Genomic DNA, 18,927 nt, shown 5'->3' on the forward strand with positions numbered 1-18,927 from the left:
CCGCATGTCTGAGTCCGACGCTAGCGTACAGGCCGTTGAATCGCTGTCTCTGGATCAACTGACCACCTTGCTGCAACAGATTTTTGAACGCCACGGCACCTCGCACACCGTGGCCAGGGTACTGGCGGATAACTGCGCGCGAGCCCAGCGCGACGGTTCCTACAGTCATGGGGTGTTCCGCATTCCCGGCTATTTGTCCTCACTGGCCAGCCGTTGGGTTGATGGCCAGGCGAGCCCTCAAGTTGAAGACGTGGCGTCGGGTTTTATTCGGGTGGATGCGGCCAATGGCTTTGCTCAACCGGCGTTGGCGGCCGCTCGCGGGCTGCTGGTCGAAAAAGCCCGCAGCGCCGGGATTGCGGTGCTGGCCATTCGCAATTCGCACCACTTTGCAGCGCTCTGGCCCGACGTTGAACCCTTCGCTGAGGAGGGGCTGGTAGCGTTGAGCGTGGTCAACAGCATGACGTGCGTGGTGCCCCACGGCGCCCAAAAGCCCTTGTTTGGCACCAACCCGATTGCCTTCGCTGCGCCGCGTGCCGATGACCACCCGATTGTGTTCGATCTGGCCACCAGCGCCATTGCCCATGGCGATGTGCAAATTGCTGCGCGTAAAGGTCATGAACTGCCAGCGGGCATGGGCGTTGACCGTCGGGGTGAGCCGACCCAGGACCCGAAAGCGATTCTCGACGGCGGGGCTTTGTTGCCGTTTGGCGGGCACAAAGGCTCGGCGCTGTCGATGATGGTGGAGTTGCTCGCGGCGGCCTTGACCGGCGGCAATTTCTCGTTCGAGTTTGACTGGTCCAAACACCCCGGCGCGCAAACGCCGTGGACCGGCCAGCTACTGATCGTGATTGATCCGAGCAAATCCGGAGGCAACAGCTTTGCCGGGCGCAGCGCTGAGCTGGTGCGCCAGATGCACGCGGTAGGCTTGGAACGGCTGCCGGGGGATCGTCGGTTCAAGACGCGCGCGCAATCGCTGGAGCACGGCATACCGCTGGCGATCGACGAACTGGCCAAGTTGCGGGCATTGGCCCAGTAACCTCGCATCAGGTGTTCGTCTTCTTCGTGGCCTGGTGAGTGGGAGAGCGGTTGACAGCGCTGGCGCAGTACGTGGTCACGAAGAGGGCTTGACGGCTAGGAAAACAACTGCCGAATCAGATTGGGCGTACAGCCGGTCCAGCGCTTGAGCGAGCGCCGGAAGTTGGCCGGATCGCTGAAATTGAGGTAGCGCGCGACGTCTTCGTTGCTCATCCCTTTGATCTGATACAGGTACAGCGCCATGTGTTTACGCGCCTGATCCTGCTGCGCCTGAAAGTGTGTGCCGTGTTTACTCAGTTTGCGCTTGAGGGTGGCCTGGCTCATGCCCAGGGTCTGGGCGGTGAGTTCCAGGCTCGGCGCGTGGTGCGCGTTGTGACGCAAATACACGTACACACGGTCAAGCAGACTGGCACTGAACCCCAGGCTGTCGAGTTCGAGCTGGGCGTGTTGCAACGCCACTTGCCGAGCAATCGCTGAGGCGTTGGGCCATGGCCGGTTAAGGCACTCCCGAGAGATGCGCATCATGTCCAGCTGGCAGCCAAACTGGCTGTTTTCGCCCAGGTGCACCCAGTACTGCTCCACATAGCGGGGTTCGGCATGGCTGAACCGGCATTCCCACGGCAGCCGTTCGCCACTGAGCCACCGACTCATGGCCAGCAGGGCAGTCATGCTGGCTTCCAGTACAAAGCGCGCGTGCTCCTGGGCGCCGCTGCTGTCGAGCCAATACACATAGGCGTAATGGTCATCGAGCACCAGGCGCGGCGTCAGCAGCGGGCTGAGCAGGGCGCGATGGTGGATCACGGTTTCCAGCGCCTGATGCAGGTTGGGCGCCTGTTGCAGGGCGTGGCTGGCGGGGCCGTAATGCCCCGGCAACAAGCGCTGGCCGAACAGAAAGCTGCTGTCATCGGCGTCCAGCAGACGGCGGGCATTGCCGATCAGGCTGAAAAACTGCTGCGGGCTGACGCAGGTCGTGCCCGCCAGAATGTCTTCGTAAAACAGCCCGGTGCCGCGTAACAGGCGATGGCTGTCGATGTCCCGCGACAGCGCCAGATCGATCAGCGTCGCGGGCTGATAATGCCCGGGTATGAAGCGCGTGTCGGCCTCGTACCACCCGCCGGGCCGGCTCATGCGCGCTGGATCCGGGGCGGCTTGGCGCGGGCCAGTGCCAGGTTCAGGCGTTTGAGCAGGGCGTCCGGGGTTTCGTCGACCGCCATCACCACTGCGGTGCTCGCGCACAGGTAAACCCGTTCGCCCTGGAGACGGGTTTTATGCGCCAGGCTTTGCACCGCCTGTTCCATTTCCTGTGCCAGCAGGCGCGCCTGACGTTCGCCGGTATTGGGCAACACCATCACAAAGCGATCCCCGGCCAGACGGCACAGCAGGTCGTGGCGGCGCAGGTTGAGCAACAACAACTGGCTGATGGCTTGCAACACGGCATCGCCTTCTGGGTGCCCGTATTGCTGATTGATCGACGCGAAATGATCAAGGTCGAGCGCCAGCAGCGACAACGGTTGCTGATGCTCAAGGCTGTGGCTCAGGCAATCGCTGACCTGACGCTTGAGGTAATCGGCGCCCCCCAGCGGCGTCAACTTGTCAAACAGGCGGTGCTCCCGAAATACCCGCTCGCGCTTCTCCATTTGCTGGCTGATGGCCAATTGTTCGCGGTGCCAGTGGAACAGGCCGATGGTCAGCAGAATCATGCCCACCGGCATCGGTGCCGACTCCAGCCAGTGGTCCCAGCCGATGTGCTTGGGCAAGCGGATGAATTCGTCGAGCACATCGATCCACCACGAGAAAAACATGAAGCACAAACCGCTGGCCAAGTAGTGGGTGACGCGCCCGGCAGGTCGGCTTTTGAGCACCAGTCCCAGCCAGAACAGCATAAACAGCGCCGTGCCGCCTTCGCCCAGAATGTCCAGCCACTGCCACTCACTGACCGGTTTTACGCTGCCGAAGGCCAGATTCAGCAGCAGGCCGATATTGGCCCCGAGTACCAGCAGGGCGAGTTTCCAGCGATGATGTGTAAGCACGTTTAACCCGCTCATGAGTGTTCTACCCAAACGTATTGCCGGTCAGCAGAACAGAGCCATGTGACAACCGTGTGACGGGCGCGCCGGGTCGAATCAGCTCAGAGCTGTTGCAAGAAATTTCTGTAAACAACAGCGTGTCCAGGGCCTGCCGAGTTGAACACCTGAGGCGCCATTCACCCGGACGGAGTCGGCACGGGGGCTTGGCCCTGATCGCCGTGGCGTGCGTGAACAGCCATTGCGTACCGCGTGAGGTCAAATCAGCTCATTTCGCCCTTCATCTGGGTCCAAACCCCCCTGATTCCAGGGGCTTGCGCCACCTGCTGTCACAGCACTGTCATCCGCGCTGCCTAGTTTTCGCTACCAATTGCCGGGCCACTTGCCCGGCCGGTCACGGGACGCTGGGGGAGCACAAGCATGTACAAGTGTCGCAGTAAGGCACAGTGGGTCGGGTTTACAGTCAGCGCCTTGGCCATCGCGATTGCCAGTGAGCGCCTGAGCGCCGCCGATGCGGCGGCCACAGGTGCCACCGAGCATGTGGAGGTGGTCGGGCAGGCGGCGAGCATCGATCAGGCGCTCAAGGAACAACGTAACTCCGACAACATCGAGAGCGTGGTGCACGCCGATGGCGTGGCGCAGTTGCCCGACGCCAACGTTGCCGAAGCCGTGCAGCGCCTGCCGGGCATCAGTGTCGAGCGCGATCAGGGGGAAGGCCGGTTTGTCAGCGTGCGCGGCCTGGGGCCGGACCTCAACAGCGTCACCATCAACGGCACGCTGGTGCCTTCGCCGCAAAGCGCGCGCCGGGCTGTGGCCCTGGATGTGTTGCCTTCCGAGCTGGTGCAATCACTGTCGGTGATCAAAACCCTGACCCCGGACATGGATGCCAACTCGCTGGGCGGCACCGTGGACGTACAAAGCCTGTCGGCATTCGACCACAAAGGGCTGTTTTACACCGGCACCAGTGAGGCCGGTTACAACCAGAACACCCACCAGACCAGCCCCAAGTTTTCGGGTGCGATCAGTGATCGTTTCAGCCTGGGTGACGGTATCGACAACTTCGGTGTGGCCGCTGCCCTGAGCTGGAACAAACGGGACTTCGGCTCCGATAACGTCGAAACCGGCGGCGCGTGGGATTTCAATGACGGCGCCCGGCTCAACAGTTTCGAGCAACGCGTGTACGACATCAGCCGTGAACGCACCGGCGGCGGGCTGAATTTCGACTACAAGCCCGATGACGACACCCAACTGTACCTGCGCACGCTGTACAGCCGCTTCAAGGACAGCGAAACCCGTCACTCCACCAGCCTCGAATTCGACAAGCCACAGGCGGCAGGTGAGTTGGGCAAGGCCAAAGCCAAGCGCAAGCTCAAGCAGCGCGAAGAGACCCAGGAAATCCAGTCGTATGTGTTCGGTGGTGAACGCATGCTGGGCTTATGGACCCTCAGCGGGCAGGCGGGTTACAGCCGCTCCAGCGAAGACAGCCCGGGGCACATCGCGGGGGCCACGTTCAAAGGCAATTCCAGCTTCCCCAACAGCGGTTTTTACGACACTGAAAAGCCCCGGCCGATCATTGGCGCGGGCTTTTATGACCCGTCCAACTTCACCCTCGACAAAGTGGACTGGGAAGAGCAGGGCACCCGCGACACCGAGAAAAACCTTCGCCTGGACCTGGCCCGTGACTACGACGTTGAGGGCTATGCCTCGCAGGTCAAATTCGGCGGCAAGGTCAGCCGTCGCAACAAGGACAATGACCTCAATGCCTGGGTCTACAAGGATTTCGATGACGCCGGTTTTAACGATGCGCAGTTGAACATGACCCCGTTCGACAAAGGCAATGTGCACTATCAGTTGGGCCAGTTCGGCCCCGGCATCAGCGGTGGTGCGATCAAAGACCTGATCGGCGGCCTCAACCCCGGCGATTACTACGATGAACAGGAGTCGCGGGCCAACGATTTCAAAATGCGCGAAGACATCAATGCCGCGTACGTGATGAACACCGTCGATATCGACGATTGGCGTTTTATCGCCGGCATGCGCTACGAGGGCACTGAATTCGAGGCCAAAGGCACAGGTGTGCGTGATGGCGCCTTTGAAGCACAAGACACTCAACGCGATTACCACCACTGGCTGCCGGGGCTGCACGCACGCTATCAGTTGGACAAAAACACCCAGCTGCGGGCGGCGTGGACCAACGCCGTGGTGCGCCCGACCTTTGGCCAGTTGGCGCCGGGTTTTGTGATTGACGATGACGAGGCCAGTTTCGGCAACCCCAACCTCAAGCCGCTGGAATCGAGCAACTTCGACTTGGGCATTGAGCATTACATGGGGCAGGCGGGCACGGTGTCGGCGTTCCTCTTCTATAAAGACATCAAGAACTTTGTCTACAACAACGACCTGGCGGGCAGTGGCGAATGGGTCGATTTCACCGAGGCGCACACCTACGCCAACGGCGACAGCGCCAAGCTGTACGGGCTGGAGCTGGCCTATTCGCAGAAGTTTGACTGGCTGCCCGCACCGTGGAATGGCCTGTTGCTCGGCGCCAACACCACCTTCAGCCGTTCCAGCGCCAGCATTGAAGGGTTCGATCAGGGCACGGGGCGCAACCGCAAGCGCGACATCGACCTGCCCAACCAGTCCGACACCGTGGGCAACCTGATGCTCGGCTGGGAGGACGACACACTGAGCTTGCGCCTCTCTGCCAACTACAAATCGCAGTACCTCTATGAGCTGGCGGGGATCAGTGACAAAGCCCACGACCTGCATGTCGATGCGCAAACCTTTGTCGATTTCAGCGCCCGTTATTCGCTGACCAAAAACCTGCAAGTCAGCTTCGAGGCGCAGAACCTCACGGACCAGCCTTACTTCGTCTACAGCGGCCACCGTCGTTACAACAACCAGTACGAAGAGTACGGACCGACCTATTCGCTGGGCCTGACGTTCACCCATTTTTAAAGGCGGCCCGAGCGGGCCAGTAGAAGGAATTTCCCATCATGCGTTTTATCCGTAAACCGTGTCTGTTGCCGATTTTGGCCTGCCTCAGCGCAGCCACGGCGCAGGCCGCACCTGACATCGCAGCGCCGACTTTGCAGGCCTGGGGGACGGGCAACGTGCAGGCACTGGGCTTTGCCCCCGATCACCAGCGGCTGGCCGTGAGCAAGCGTGACGGGGTGTTGCTGCTCGACCCAGAGGGCAAAACCCTGAGCCACGCGGCGGGCGCCTTCGCGTCGCTGGACAGCCGACCGATGGGCGATCAGGTGCTGGTTGCCAGCCATGACGAGAAAAAGCAGCAAGTGGCCCTGTTCAGCCTCGACCCGCGCAGCCATGAGTGGCAGGCACCGGTCTACTTGCCGCCCCGTGAGTACGCAGTCAACGGCGTGTGCCTGTACCGCGACGAGGCGAGCAATGTTTATCTGTTCACCGTGGGTGAAGAGGGCAAGGGCGAACAATGGCTGGTGGCGGCTGACCGCAAACGACTGGCCGAGCCACGTCTGGTGCGCAGCCTGCCGTTACCGCCGAATGCCGAGTTCTGTCAGGTTGACGATACCGGGCAACAGTTGTTCGTGAATGAAGAAAAAGTCGGCTGGTGGGTGTATCCGGCCCACGCCGAGGCCGATGCTTCGCGAGTACCCGTGGCGCTGATCGAGCCCTTTGGTGAGGTGAAAAAGGCCGCCGGGGCCATGGCGCTGGTGCCGGGCGGCATGCTCGGCCTGGACCCGAAAGCGGCGCACCTGCACCTGTACCAGCAGCACGGTAACGGTTGGTCGCCGGTGGCCCGATTGCCGCTGGACACACTCAAAGAACCGGAACACCTGGCGGTGCGCCAGACGCCTCAAGGGTTGCAGGTGCTGGTGCAGGACGACAGCAACCAACAGGTGTTCCAGGGGCTGTTGAACTGGCAGCCGACCCCGGCCCGTGCCCCTGCGCCATTGCCGGTTATCAAACCCGTGGTGCAAACCGAACCGGTGGTCAGTCAGGGCGATGCAGCGGATGACCCGGCCATCTGGGTTAACCCGCAAAATCCGGCACTGAGCCGGGTCTTGGGCACCAATAAAAAGAACGGCCTTGAGGTGTACGACTTGCAAGGCAAGCGGCTGCAACACCTTGAAGTGGGGCGCCTGAACAATGTCGATCTGCGTCCCGGATTCACGTTGGGCGAACGCACCGTGGACCTGGCAGTGGCCACCAACCGTGACCACAACAGCCTCAGTGTGTTCAGCATCGACCCTGCCACGGGTGAGGTGCGCGCAGTGGGTGAAGTGCCGACACCGGTAAAGGACATCTACGGGTTCTGCCTGTTCAAAGCACCGGGGGGCGAACTCTACAGCTTCGCCAACCACAAAGACGGCACGTTCGTCCAGCACCGCCTGAGCGCCAGGGGCGATCAAGTGCATGGCGAGCTGGTGCGTCAGTTCAAGGTTCAGACCCAACCGGAAGGCTGTGTAGCGGACGACCGGCAGCAACGGTTGTTCGTGGGCGAAGAAGATGTGGCGGTGTGGGCGGTGGATGCGCGTCCCGATCAGCCGGCCACGCTGACCCGTGTGATCGGCGTTGGCGATCAGGTGCATGACGACATCGAAGGACTGGCGCTGTATCAGACCGCCAAACAGTCCTATCTGGTGATTTCCAGCCAGGGCAATGACAGCTACGTAGTGCTGGATGCCGCACCACCGTATGCCGTGCGCGGCGCTTTTCGTGTCGGGGTTAACGCTGACGCCGGGATTGACGGAACGTCGGAAACGGACGGTCTGGACGTGACCTCGGCCAACCTCGGCGGGCCGTTTGCCCAAGGCATGCTGGTGGTGCAGGACGGCCGCAAGCGCATGCCGGAGCAAAGCCAGAACTACAAGTACATCCCGTGGGCCGAAGTGGCAAAGACCCTGAAATTGCCTTGAGCCGGTTGTCATCAACCGGTCACCGCAGGGGTTTTGAATTTTATCCGTGCGCCACTCCCGCTGAGCGGCGCCGTCTTGAGCAAGGAGTCAGGTATGCAAGCAACCATGGAACATATGACGATTTGGGGTTTGATCAGCGACGCCAGTCTGTTGGTGAAAGGGGTCATGCTGGTGTTGTTTCTGGCCTCTGTGCTGAGCTGGTTTTTGATCGTGCGCCGCAGTGCCATTTTGCGCCGCGGTGAACGCGACATGGACGCCTTCGCTCAGCGCTTGCGCAGTCAGGGCGAGCTGAACGCGCTGTATCGCGAGAGCCGCGACAATCACCACGACGATGCCGGTGCAGAGCAGGTGTTCGCAGCGGCCTACAGTGAGTACGCACAGCTGAAGCAGCAGCCGGGGATTGATCCTGACGGGGTGATGCAGGGGGTCGAACGCGCGTTATACGTAGCGATTACCGAGCAGGAAGTGCGCCTTGAAAAGGGCTTGCAGTTTCTGGCGACGGTGGGCTCGGTCAGCCCGTACATCGGCCTGTTTGGCACCGTGTGGGGGATCATGAATTCGTTCATCGGTTTGTCTCAGGTGCAGCAGGCCACGTTGTCCACGGTGGCCCCGGGGATTGCCGAGGCCTTGATTGCCACCGCGATCGGTTTGTTTGCGGCGATTCCGGCGGTGATTGCCTACAACCGTTTTTCTTCCAGGGGCCAGACGTTGCTCACCCGCTATTACAGCCTCGGCAATGAAGTGCAAATGCGTCTGTACCGCGGTCTGCATGCAGGCGCGCGAAACATGGCGGCGGTTGCCTGACAGGGGGTTTGATCATGCTCGCTCGACCACAGCGTAAACACGGGCCCAAGGCCGAAATGAACGTCGTGCCGTATATCGACGTGATGCTGGTATTGCTGGTGATCTTTATGGTGACCGCGCCGATGCTGACCCAGGGGGTCAAAATAGAACTGCCCAAGGTGGCCAGTGAGGCGTTGATCAATGACAAACAGCAGACGATCCTGACGTTATCGGTGAAGGCCGACGGCGGTTACTACTGGAATCTGGGAAGTGAACTGGACACCAAAAACCAGACGGACAGCGCCGTCAACCTTGACGAGTTGCAGGCCAAGATCGGTCAGGTGGTGGCGCAAAACGGCGACACGCAGGTGTATATCCGGGCCGACAACGACGCCGGTTACGGCAGTGTGGTCAAGGCGATGTCTGCCTTGCAGCAGGGCGGCGTGAGCAACCTGGGGCTGGTGACCGAGGCGCCGCAATGAGCGCCGCAGTCATGGGGTGCGCGGTCACGCCGGCCCGGCACATGCCTTGGGGGCGACTGTGGCGTAACGCACAGGCGTGGGCCGTCACGGTTGCGTTGCACGGGGCAGTGGTGGCGCTGCTGGTGGTCGGCTGGACGCTGCAACAGCCGCCGGTGAGCGCGCCCGCCGTACTCAAGACCCGCTTGATTACCCTGCCTGCCGAACCGGTGGCCGCGCCAGCGCCGGACCCCTTGCCCGTGGCGGCACCGGCGCCGGTGGTCGAGGCTAAACCCGAGGTCAAACCTGCGCCGATAGACCCGCAGATTCAGGCGCGCAAACTTGAACAGGCTGCTTTGGCGCGCAAACGGGTCGCTGAGCAAAAGCAGGCACTGGAAGCCCGTCAGCTTGAAGAGCAGCAAGCCCGGCTACGCGAGCAACAGGCGCAGGCGCAGCGTCAGCAGGCGCTGGCCGATCAGGCGCGGGTTGCAGCAGATAACGCCCGGCGTGCGCAACAGCAGGCAGCGGCTGCCGACGTGCGCCAATATTTGCCCATCAGCAAGGACGCGCCGGATTACCCGCAGCGGGCGTTGGATAAAGGCGTTGAAGGGGATTGCACGGTGGAGTATTCGGTGACGCCTGAAGGCAAGGTCGAGAACCCGAAAGTGGTGGGCAATTGCCACCCGATGTTTATTCGTCCTTCGCTACTCGCTGCGGCGACCTTCCGTTATAAGCCGCGAATGGTGGACGGTCAGGCCGTCAGCGTGGCGGGTGTGCGAAACACCTTTCACTACAAAATCCACTAACCCTGCTTGACGTCGGGCGCCGTCCCGACTGGCGTGAAGCTGACAGGCATCAACGCCTGATTTGCATTCCTGACCTATGCTGCAGGCGATTTTATGCATAAGGAGATGGCCATGAATGCGCCTGCAACCACCCCGGAGCCGACCCCGGCAAAATTGAAACTGCCCTTGGGTCTGGTGATTGCTGTCCTGGTCATGGTCGGGATTTTGCTGTTGCCATTACCGCCTGACCTGCCGGTCGCCGGGCACCGCATGCTGGCCATCCTGGCCTTCGCGGTGGTGGTCTGGATTACCGAGGCGGTGTCGTACGAAGCCAGCGCCATCATGATCACGTCGCTGATGGCTTTTTTGATCGGTATGGCGCCGATGCTGGACGACCCGTCGCGCCTCTACGGGACATCGGCCGGGATCACCATGGCCCTGACCGGGTTTTCCAATGCCGCCCTGGCCCTGGTGGCCGGGGCGTTATTTATTGCCGCGGCGATGACCCACACCGGGCTGGACCGGCGCATTGCGTTGGTAACCCTGTCAAAAATAGGCACCAGTACCCGGCGAATTTTGCTCGGGGCGATTGCCGTGACCATTTTGCTGAGCCTGGTAGTGCCCAGCGCCACGGCGCGCAGCGCGTGTGTGGTGCCGATCATGATGGGGGTGATTCTGGCGTTTGGTGTCGATAAGCGCTCCAACATTGCGGCCGGGATCATGATCGTGGTGGCGCAGGGCACCAGCATCTGGAACGTGGGCATTCAAACGGCGGCGGCGCAAAACCTGCTGACGGTCGGGTTCATGGACAAAATGCTGGGCGCACGGGTGAGTTGGATCGACTGGCTGATTGCCGGTGCGCCTTGGGCGATCATCATGTCGGCGGTGTTGCTGTTTGTGGTGCTCAAGATGTTGCCGCCAGAAAGCGACAGCATTCCGGGTGGCAAGGAAGCTGTGGAGCAGTCGCTGATTGCGTTGGGGCCGATGACCGCGCCGCAGAAACGTCTGATGGCCGTCTCTGTCGCCTTGCTGCTGGCGTGGGCCACCGAGGGCAAGCTGCACAGTTTTGACACCACCTCGACCACCTACGCCGGATTGGTCTTTCTGCTGTTGCCGCGCTATGGGGTGATGACCTGGAAGGATGTGCAGTCGCGCATCCCGTGGGGCACGGTGATTGTCTTCGGGGTCGGCATCAGTTTGGGGACGGCGTTGCTCACCACTCAGGCCGGTCAATGGCTGGGGGGGCAGGTGGTGCAGCATACCGGGCTGGATCAGCTCGGGCCGCTGGGGATTTTTGCGATTCTGGGGGCGTTCCTGATTTTGATTCACCTGGGGTTCGCCAGTGCCACGGCATTGACCTCGGCATTACTGCCGATCCTGATTGCCGTGCTGCAAACCTTGCCCGGTGAGTTCAACCGTTTGGGCATGACCATGTTGCTGGGTTTTGTGGTCAGTTACGGTTTCATTCTGCCGATCAATGCGCCGCAAAACATGGTGTGTCTGGGCACGCAGACCTTCACCGCCAAGCAGTTCGCCAAAGTCGGACTGATTGTCACCGCGGTGGGGTATGTCTTGATGTTGGGCTTCGGCGCAACGTACTGGAAGTGGTTGGGCCTGATGTAGACCCGGCGCCGGAGGATAACGCGAGGCAGCTACCGGCGGGCTGACCGTCGGAGCAGTCAGCCGGTGGGGGATTGCGTCAACTGCCGCCTTTACTGCTGACTTCTGCCGGAACGTCTTCACCCGCCATGCGCTTGCGGAACAATGACGTGCGCGCCAGCAGCAAGGTGGTCACGGGTACAGTGATGGACAGCAAGATCGGTATCAGCCAGGCGTGTAAAACAGGGGTGGATTTAAGCGCCGAAAAATACAGGATCGAGGCCAATGCCACGCCCCAGGCGCCGAGGGTGGAGGCCAGTGCAGGCGGGTGCATGCGCTGGAAAAAGTCTTTGAGCCGCAACAGGCCGATTGCCCCACACAAGGCGAACAGGCTGCTTAGCACCAGCAGCACCGCCACTGGAACCTCGATCCACAGGGATAGCTCGCTGATGGAATTCATTCGATCACCTCACCGCGCAACAGGAATTTGGCCAGCGCAAACGACCCGACAAAGCCAAACAGGGCAATCAGCAGCGCGCCTTCAAAATAGGTATCACTGGCATACCGAATGCCCAGTACCAACATCATCAGCATGGCCACGATGTACAGATAATCCAGCGCCAGTACCCGGTCTTGTGCAGAAGGGCCTTTGAACAGACGGATCAGGGTCAGCACCATGGCCAGGCTGAAGATGAACAGGCTCAGCAAAATGGCGTTGGAGAGCAGTGCACTCATTCAAAGATCTCCATCAGTGGGCGTTCATAGGTGGACTTGAAGTGCTGGATGAACTGCGCTTCGTCGTCCAGATCGAACACGTGCAAGAGCAAAATGCTGCGGTCCAGTGCCAGTTCGGACCAAATGGTGCCGGGCACTACGGTGGTAATCATCGACAGGGCCGCCAGCCCGTTGGCGTCGCGCAGATCCAGCGGGATTTTGATGAACCGTGAGCGTGGCGGTCGGCGCCCGGCGTTGAGCACGCCCCAGGCCACGGCCAGATTCGAAAGAATGACGTCACGCCCGACCAGGAAAAACAGTGTGATGATCACGCCCGGACGACGAATGCGGATGGGCAACGGTCTTAACGGTGCCATCATCAGCGGCCCCAAAAAACCTAGCGCGGCCCCTAGCAACAGGTTCCCCGCGCTCAGTGACAGGTTGAGCAGCAACCACAATGCCCACAAGGCCAGTGATAACCACGGCGCGGGAAACAGACGTTTCATGGCTGCACCTTCTGCATGGCGGCTTTCGCTTCAGGACTGGGCACCGGGCGTGAGCCCATGACCGCCATGACATAGCGTTCCGGGTTGTTCAACGTATCAGCGGCCGCCTGGGTGTAACGCATCACGGGCTCAGCCTTGAAGGTCATGACAACGCAGAGCCCGAGCAATACAACAATGGGAATGCACTCATAACGGCGCAGCAGCGGAGAGGGGCGTTCCAGTGGCGTCCAGAAGCGCTGAATACCCAGTCGCGAGAAGCCGATCAGCGAAGCCAGACCGGAAAGAATCAGCAGGGCCAACAGGCACCAGGCCGCTGTGGAAACCGTAGCTTCGCTGAGGTGGCCCAGCCCCACGGGGTTGAGCAGGGCATTGAGCAGGGTCAACTTGCCGATAAACCCTGAGAGTGGCGGCATGCCGATGATCAGCAAGGCGCAGGCGATAAAGCTCAGGCCAAGGAACGCCATGGTCCAGGGAATGATCTGGCCCACCACGGCCTTTTGTTCGTCATCCAGGTTGGTGCCACGGGGCGGGTTGAGCGACTCCATCAAGCTGGGGAGCTGCTCAACATCATCCTCAAGGAGCATTTCATTGGAGGAGCGAGAGCGCTCGATCAACTCGGCCAGCAGGAACAGCGCACTGAGGGCGAGCGTTGAGCTAATCAGATAGAACAGGGCGGCTGCGGTGAGGTTGGGTTGGGCGAACCCGACAGCCGAAAGCAAGATGCCTGCCGACACCAGAATGCTCAGGCTGGCCATGCGTTCGAGTCGTTGAGCCGCCACGATTGCGATCGCAGCACAGACGATCGTGGCCATGCCGCCATAGATCAGCCAGTCGCTGGCAAAGTAGGCGGAAGCGCCCGCTTGGCCGGAAAACATCAGCGTCCACAGGCGCAGCACGGTGTAGATCCCGACCTTGGTCATGATCGCGAACAACGCAGCCACCGGTGCGCTTGCCGAAGAGTAGGCCGGCACCAGCCAGAAATTGAGCGGCCACATCCCGGCCTTGGCCAAAAACGCCACGGCCAGAATGGCCGCACCCGCGTGCAGCAAACCGCGGTCGGCTTCAGGTACCAGCGGGATCTTCAGGGCCAGATCAGCCATGTTCAACGTGCCGGTGACCCCGTAGATCAGCGCGGCGCCGATCAGGAACAGGGACGATGCCAGCAGGTTGATCGAGATGTAATGCAACCCTGCTGACACCCGGGCTTTGCCCGAACCGTGGAGCATTAGCCCGTAGGACGCTGCCAGCAGCACTTCGAAGAACACAAACAGATTGAACAGATCGGCTGTCAGAAACGCGCCGTACAACCCCATCAACTGAATCTGAAACAGTGCATGGAAACTGGCACCGGCCCGATCCCAGCGAGCCATGGCGAACAGCAAGGCGCAGCTGGCGATGATCCCGGTGAGCACCAGCATCAAGGCTGACAGGCGATCGACGACCAGCACGATGCCAAACGGCACCTGCCAGTTGCTGGGCAGGTACACACCAATGGAGGCGGGTTCGGTTTGTTGCTGTGTCCAAAGCAACAGGGTGATGGAAATGGCAAGCCCCAGCAGCGTTGAGCTCAAGTTGATGCGGGCCTTCATTGGCCGGTGTTTCTCGCCCAGCAGCAACATGCACGCGGCAGTCAGCAGCGGCAAGAGAATGGGCGCAATAATCAAATGCGGCATCAGGTTCATTCTTTAGGCTCCCGGCCATCCACGTGGTCGGTGCCGGTCAGGCCCCGTGAGGCCAGCAAGACCACCAGGAACAGCGCGGTCATGGCAAAACTGATAACGATTGCAGTGAGCACCAGTGCCTGGGGCAGCGGGTCGGTGTAGTTGAGCAGGTCTTGCGGAACCCCGTCCTTGATCACCGGCTCCTTGCCGATGAACAGGCTGCCCATACTGAAAATGAACAGGTTGACCCCGTAGGACAGCAGGCACAGTCCCATGACGACCTGAAACGTCCGGGGGCGCAGTACCAGCCAGGTGCCGGAGGCGGCCAATACGCCGATCGCGATCGCGATGACTTCTTCCATCAGGCGGCTCCTGTCTTGGGTTGTGCATGGGCTTGCAGGCTCGGGCGGTGGGCCCGGACTGACTGGTGCGCGAGAGCGGTCAGGATCAGCAGGGTGGCGCCGACCACCACGGCAAATACGCCGATGTCAAAAAACAGGGCGCTGGCGACGTGGATATCGCCCAGTAGCGGCAAGTTGAAATGCGCGGTGTGGGTGGTGAGGAACGGGTAACCGAAGCCGATCGCACCCAGGCCGGTGATCGTGGCAAACAACAAGCCCGTGCCCATCCAGCGCAACGGACGCAGGCTCATCTGAGCTTCCACCCACTGGGTGCCGGCAACCATGTATTGCAGGATGAACGCGACTGACATCACCAGCCCGGCGACGAAACCGCCGCCTGGCTGGTTATGGCCGCGCATGAACAGGTACATCGACACCACGAACGCAATCGGCAGCAACAAACGCACCAGGACCGCGGGCACCATCATGAAACCCAGCGCGGTGTCGCTGGCGCTGCGCGGGTTGACCAGATCGGTGACCACATCCTTGGCCAGCAAACGCTGCTGGGCGGGTAGCTCCATGCTTTCTTTGGGGGGACGGAAGCGGCGCAACAGGGCGAAAACGGTGAGAGCCACGGCCGCCAGCACGGTGATCTCTCCCAGCGTATCGAAGCCCCGGAAGTCCACCAGCATCACATTCACCACATTGCTACCGCCGCCTTCAGGCAGTGCGCGGCTGAGGTAGAACGAAGAAATATCATTCGGGGTCTGACGGGTCAGCATCGCGTAGGACAGCAATGCCATGCCGCCGCCAACGACCGTCGACAAGAGCAAGTCACGCAGGCGCCTGATGCGCGCCTTGCGCAATATTCTTGGCAACGGGGAGACTTCTTCGATCCGACGTGGCAGCCACCGCAGGCCGAGCAGAATCAAGACTGTGGTCACCACCTCAACCACCAGTTGCGTCAGCGCCAGGTCCGGTGCCGAGAACCAGACGAATGTGACACAGGTCATCAGCCCGCACACGCTGACCATGGTCAGTGCGGCGAGACGGTGATACTTGGCTTGCCAGGCGGCGCCGAGGGCGCAGGCAATTGCCATCAGCCACAGGGTGACAAACACGATCGAACCCGGGATTTTAGGACGATCCCCCCAGCTCAGGCCGCTGTAAATCATGGGAATCAAACCTGCCACCACAGCCGCCAGCACCAGCAGAAACAGCTGGCTTTGCAGGCGTTGAGTGCTGACACGGCGCTCAATGCGTCGCGCGCCTCGCATGATGACCACCACGCTGCGCTCGAAGAAGCGCTTGCCATTGAAGAAGCGGATCAGGGGCGGTAGTGGGAAACGATTGAGCTTGAGCTGTTTGCGCAACAGGACATAGAGCACGATACCGCCCGACATGGCGATCAGGCTCATGATCATCGGTGCGTTGAGGCCATGCCAGATGGCCAGGCTGTATTCAGGCAATTGGCCACCGACGACTGGCTGGGCAGCGGCAGCGAGGAGCGGTCCAACGGTATGGGCCGGGAAAATACCGACCATCAAGCAGGTAAACACCAGTAATTCAACGGGCGCACGCATCCAGCGCGGGGGCTCATGGGGCGTGTGCGGGAGATCAGTGGCGGGTGGTCCGAAGAACACATCCACCGTGAAGCGCAGGGCATAAGCCACACTGAAAGTCCCGGCGACGGTGGCAATCACCGGCAGTGCGATTTCTACCCATTTTGTGGAATTGATGAACACGGTTTCTGCGAAGAACATCTCTTTGGACAGGAAGCCGTTGAGCAGAGGTACACCGGCCATGGAAGCGCTGGCAACCATGGCCAGCGTCGCGGTGTAAGGCATGAGCTTGAACAGGCCGCTGAGCTTGCGTATGTCGCGGGTGCCGCTCTCGTGGTCGATGATGCCGGCTGCCATGAACAAGGAAGCTTTGAAGGTGGCATGGTTGAGAATATGAAACACGGCCGCGACCGCAGCCAGCGGGCTATTGAGGCCCAGTAGCAGTGTAATCAGGCCCAGGTGGCTGATCGTGGAGTAGGCCAGCAGGCCTTTGAGGTCGTTCTGGAACATGGCGCAATAAGCACCTAATACCAGCGTGCAGGCACCGGCCCCACTGACGATCCAGAACCATTGCTCACTGCCGGACAACGCAGGCCATAGCCTTGCCAGCAAGAACACACCGGCCTTGACCATGGTCGCTGAGTGCAAATACGCCGACACCGGCGTGGGAGCCGCCATCGCGTGGGGAAGCCAGAAATGGAACGGGAATTGTGCGCTTTTGCTGAGCGCGCCAATCAGGATGAGAGTGAGCAAGATCGGATAGAGGCTGTGGGCGCGAATCTGGTCGCCCGCCGCCAATACGGCATCCAGATCGTAGCTGCCGACAACATGGCCGAGCAGCATGACCCCTGCCAGCAGGCACAGCCCTCCCGCGCCTGTGACCATCAATGCCATATAAGCGCCACGGCGTGCATCCGAGCGGTGGTGCCAGTACCCAATCAGCAAAAATGAGAAGAGACTGGTGAGCTCCCAGAAAAATACGATCTGGATCAAGTTGCCTGACAGCACCAGGCCGAGCATTGCCCCCATGAAGGCCAGGAAAAACGAGAAAAAGCGGGGGACGGGGTCTTCAGGTGACATGTAGTAGCGGGCGTACAACGACACAAGCGTACCGATGCCCAGCACCAGGATTGAAAACAGCCAGGCAAACCCATCCATGCGCAATACAAAATTCAGGCCGAGGCTGGGCAGCCACATGAACTCTTCCCGAATCACACCTCCATGGGCGATTTGCGGATAGAACATAGCGACTTGAATGGTGCCTACGAGTGCAATAAGGCCGGCCAACAGTGATTCACTGTTGCGCGCGTTGTGCGGCAAAACAGCCGCCAGACAGCTGCCGATAAAGGGCAGAAGCAGTAGAACTATCAGGGACATAGGCTTCTAATCTGCAGGAGTTTGTGAGCGATCATACGTGGCGGGCTGGGGATCACCAACAGTCAAGCTGCCGCCGAATCCTACAAAATGTGTACAAGCTGTTTAATGGCTTGCCCGTCAGCATCCTTGTATGAGCACGCCCGGACAGGGGTGTGTGCATCTGATTTCAGCGCTGCAGAATCAATCGCATGCTTTATTGCTTTGGTTCTCATCGGGCATTTCGATGGTTTTACCTTTTGTTTTTAACTCACTCACGATCACCGCTGCAACAATCAATGCAGCCCCCAGCAGTGCAATGCCGGGTAAACGTTCGCCCGCCAGACGCCCGGCGATACCGGCCCAGACGGGTTCTCCCGCATAAATCAACGTGGCACGGGTAGGGGATACGCTTTTCTGCGCCCAGTTCATGGCGACCTGAATGACTGCGCTGGCCATACCCAATCCGACTGCGCTTATTAAGAGCAGCCATGAAAATTCGGGGGCTGCTTCATGGGTAGGTACAGTCATCGCGAAGGCAAGCACGCAAGCAGTTGCCAACTGCACTACGGTCACTCTGCGCACGTCTACTTGACCGGCATAGGCGCTAATCAGGATGATTTCGGCAGCAATGGCGATGGCACTCATCAATGTCGCTATTTCACCGGCGCTGAAATTTAACGACGCTCCGCTGGGGCCTGAGAGCAACATCAATCCCGTAAAAGCCAACATGATGCCCAGACTGGGCATTAATCCAGGGCGGCGACCCAGCACCAACCATTGCAGCAATGGAACAAAAGGAACATAGAGTGCAGTAATAAAGGCCGACTGACTGCTGGGGATAGTCTGCAAACCAATGGTTTGCAAACCGTAGCCCAGCATGATGGCAATGCCAATGAATAATCCGGCTTTCAGTTCAAGCAAGGTCATGCCGCGCAAGCTGCGGATTGAGAACAACGCAACGATGCTGGCGGCGGCGGCAAATCGCAAACCGACAAAAAACAGTGGTCCGCTAGCAGTGAGAGCATGTTGTACAAGCAGAAATGTGCCCCCCCACACGATAGTGATCAGGATCAGCACGCATTCGGCTTTACTGATGCGGGATGTCAAAGATGACAGTCTGGAAGCTTTCAATGGTGTCACGACCTTGCGCGTTACAAAGGTGAGACGCACAATGCGCCAAAGCTGAGCAGTATACTGCGCAGTCCCAC

The 18,927-nt window shown here is 60.4% G+C and carries 15 protein-coding genes and 1 pseudogene; 7 read left to right on the forward strand and 9 right to left on the reverse strand.

Annotated elements, in window-relative coordinates; genetic code table 11:
* Window positions 1-4 precede the first annotated feature (4 nt).
* A complete protein-coding gene (locus tag V6F78_RS02935; protein WP_047294096.1) occupies window positions 5-1,036 on the forward strand; it encodes an Ldh family oxidoreductase in 1,032 nt (343 codons plus the stop codon).
* 95 nt (window positions 1,037-1,131) lie between these two features.
* Here V6F78_RS02935 and V6F78_RS02940 read toward each other — a convergent pair whose 3' ends face one another.
* Together V6F78_RS02940 and V6F78_RS02945 are read right to left on the reverse strand one after the other, a co-directional pair.
* On the reverse strand, window positions 1,132-2,163 hold the full coding sequence (locus V6F78_RS02940) for an AraC family transcriptional regulator (protein WP_047294094.1): 1,032 nt from the start codon (window positions 2,161-2,163) through the stop codon (window positions 1,132-1,134).
* Window positions 2,160-3,080 carry a GGDEF domain-containing protein gene (locus V6F78_RS02945; protein ID WP_048377164.1) on the reverse strand — a complete coding sequence of 307 codons (921 nt, stop codon included), beginning with the start codon at window positions 3,078-3,080 and terminating at the stop codon, window positions 2,160-2,162. The genes V6F78_RS02940 and V6F78_RS02945 overlap by 4 nt, the downstream gene beginning before the upstream one ends.
* 399 nt (window positions 3,081-3,479) lie before the next feature.
* Between V6F78_RS02945 and V6F78_RS02950 the strand changes: the two genes are divergently transcribed.
* The 6 genes from V6F78_RS02950 to V6F78_RS02975 all read left to right on the forward strand — a co-directional run bounded on the left by V6F78_RS02950 (window position 3,480) and on the right by V6F78_RS02975 (window position 11,603).
* Window positions 3,480-6,014, forward strand: a complete 2,535-nt coding sequence (locus tag V6F78_RS02950) for a TonB-dependent receptor (protein WP_332726587.1) — start codon at window positions 3,480-3,482, stop codon at window positions 6,012-6,014.
* 38 nt (window positions 6,015-6,052) lie between these two features.
* A complete protein-coding gene (locus tag V6F78_RS02955; RefSeq protein ID WP_332726588.1) occupies window positions 6,053-7,954 on the forward strand; it encodes a phytase in 1,902 nt (633 codons plus the stop codon).
* Window positions 7,955-8,047: 93 nt separating this feature from the next.
* Window positions 8,048-8,758, forward strand: coding sequence for a protein TolQ (gene tolQ / locus V6F78_RS02960; RefSeq protein ID WP_314400386.1), 711 nt, complete (start codon window positions 8,048-8,050; stop codon window positions 8,756-8,758).
* Window positions 8,759-8,772: 14 nt separating this feature from the next.
* A complete protein-coding gene (tolR, locus tag V6F78_RS02965; RefSeq protein ID WP_047294084.1) occupies window positions 8,773-9,219 on the forward strand; it encodes a protein TolR in 447 nt (148 codons plus the stop codon).
* Window positions 9,216-10,001: an energy transducer TonB gene (locus V6F78_RS02970; RefSeq protein ID WP_048377167.1), complete on the forward strand. Its 786-nt coding sequence runs from the start codon at window positions 9,216-9,218 to the stop codon at window positions 9,999-10,001. The genes tolR and V6F78_RS02970 overlap by 4 nt, the downstream gene beginning before the upstream one ends.
* A 111-nt stretch (window positions 10,002-10,112) precedes the next feature.
* Window positions 10,113-11,603 (forward strand): DASS family sodium-coupled anion symporter, encoded by a 1,491-nt coding sequence (locus V6F78_RS02975; RefSeq protein ID WP_047281776.1) that lies wholly within the window; start codon window positions 10,113-10,115, stop codon window positions 11,601-11,603.
* A gap of 76 nt (window positions 11,604-11,679) precedes the next feature.
* Here V6F78_RS02975 and V6F78_RS02980 read toward each other — a convergent pair whose 3' ends face one another.
* The 7 genes and pseudogenes from V6F78_RS02980 to V6F78_RS03010 all read right to left on the reverse strand — a co-directional run bounded on the left by V6F78_RS02980 (window position 11,680) and on the right by V6F78_RS03010 (window position 18,927).
* Window positions 11,680-12,039, reverse strand: coding sequence for a Na+/H+ antiporter subunit G (locus V6F78_RS02980; protein ID WP_047273658.1), 360 nt, complete (start codon window positions 12,037-12,039; stop codon window positions 11,680-11,682).
* Complete coding sequence (locus V6F78_RS02985; protein WP_047273660.1) at window positions 12,036-12,314, reverse strand: K+/H+ antiporter subunit F; 279 nt, start codon at window positions 12,312-12,314, stop codon at window positions 12,036-12,038. Before V6F78_RS02985 ends, V6F78_RS02980 begins: the two co-directional genes overlap by 4 nt.
* Window positions 12,311-12,799: a Na+/H+ antiporter subunit E gene (locus V6F78_RS02990; RefSeq protein ID WP_047294080.1), complete on the reverse strand. Its 489-nt coding sequence runs from the start codon at window positions 12,797-12,799 to the stop codon at window positions 12,311-12,313. Before V6F78_RS02990 ends, V6F78_RS02985 begins: the two co-directional genes overlap by 4 nt.
* Window positions 12,796-14,481: a monovalent cation/H+ antiporter subunit D gene (locus tag V6F78_RS02995; protein ID WP_048377169.1), complete on the reverse strand. Its 1,686-nt coding sequence runs from the start codon at window positions 14,479-14,481 to the stop codon at window positions 12,796-12,798. The genes V6F78_RS02990 and V6F78_RS02995 overlap by 4 nt, the downstream gene beginning before the upstream one ends.
* On the reverse strand, window positions 14,478-14,822 hold the full coding sequence (locus V6F78_RS03000) for a Na+/H+ antiporter subunit C (RefSeq protein ID WP_003446102.1): 345 nt from the start codon (window positions 14,820-14,822) through the stop codon (window positions 14,478-14,480). The genes V6F78_RS02995 and V6F78_RS03000 overlap by 4 nt, the downstream gene beginning before the upstream one ends.
* Window positions 14,822-17,740 carry a monovalent cation/H+ antiporter subunit A gene (locus V6F78_RS03005; protein WP_332726590.1) on the reverse strand — a complete coding sequence of 973 codons (2,919 nt, stop codon included), beginning with the start codon at window positions 17,738-17,740 and terminating at the stop codon, window positions 14,822-14,824. Before V6F78_RS03005 ends, V6F78_RS03000 begins: the two co-directional genes overlap by 1 nt.
* A 180-nt stretch (window positions 17,741-17,920) precedes the next feature.
* Window positions 17,921-18,927: pseudogene (locus tag V6F78_RS03010) on the reverse strand (DMT family transporter).

It is taken from the genome of Pseudomonas sp. ESBL9, assembly GCF_036668715.1.
Taxonomy (GTDB): domain Bacteria; phylum Pseudomonadota; class Gammaproteobacteria; order Pseudomonadales; family Pseudomonadaceae; genus Aquipseudomonas; species Aquipseudomonas lundensis.

Bases quoted from the DNA above. Each gene is read 5' to 3' on its own strand.
- V6F78_RS02935 (WP_047294096.1), top strand. From the start codon at position 5: ATGTCTGAGTCCGACGCTAGCGTACAGGCCGTTGAATCGCTGTCTCTG.
- V6F78_RS02940 (WP_047294094.1), bottom strand. From the start codon at position 2,163: ATGAGCCGGCCCGGCGGGTGGTACGAGGCCGACACGCGCTTCATACCC.
- V6F78_RS02945 (WP_048377164.1), bottom strand. From the start codon at position 3,080: ATGAGCGGGTTAAACGTGCTTACACATCATCGCTGGAAACTCGCCCTG.
- V6F78_RS02950 (WP_332726587.1), top strand. From the start codon at position 3,480: ATGTACAAGTGTCGCAGTAAGGCACAGTGGGTCGGGTTTACAGTCAGC.
- V6F78_RS02955 (WP_332726588.1), top strand. From the start codon at position 6,053: ATGCGTTTTATCCGTAAACCGTGTCTGTTGCCGATTTTGGCCTGCCTC.
- tolQ (WP_314400386.1), top strand. From the start codon at position 8,048: ATGCAAGCAACCATGGAACATATGACGATTTGGGGTTTGATCAGCGAC.
- tolR (WP_047294084.1), top strand. From the start codon at position 8,773: ATGCTCGCTCGACCACAGCGTAAACACGGGCCCAAGGCCGAAATGAAC.
- V6F78_RS02970 (WP_048377167.1), top strand. From the start codon at position 9,216: ATGAGCGCCGCAGTCATGGGGTGCGCGGTCACGCCGGCCCGGCACATG.
- V6F78_RS02975 (WP_047281776.1), top strand. From the start codon at position 10,113: ATGAATGCGCCTGCAACCACCCCGGAGCCGACCCCGGCAAAATTGAAA.
- V6F78_RS02980 (WP_047273658.1), bottom strand. From the start codon at position 12,039: ATGAATTCCATCAGCGAGCTATCCCTGTGGATCGAGGTTCCAGTGGCG.
- V6F78_RS02985 (WP_047273660.1), bottom strand. From the start codon at position 12,314: ATGAGTGCACTGCTCTCCAACGCCATTTTGCTGAGCCTGTTCATCTTC.
- V6F78_RS02990 (WP_047294080.1), bottom strand. From the start codon at position 12,799: ATGAAACGTCTGTTTCCCGCGCCGTGGTTATCACTGGCCTTGTGGGCA.
- V6F78_RS02995 (WP_048377169.1), bottom strand. From the start codon at position 14,481: ATGAACCTGATGCCGCATTTGATTATTGCGCCCATTCTCTTGCCGCTG.
- V6F78_RS03000 (WP_003446102.1), bottom strand. From the start codon at position 14,822: ATGGAAGAAGTCATCGCGATCGCGATCGGCGTATTGGCCGCCTCCGGC.
- V6F78_RS03005 (WP_332726590.1), bottom strand. From the start codon at position 17,740: ATGTCCCTGATAGTTCTACTGCTTCTGCCCTTTATCGGCAGCTGTCTG.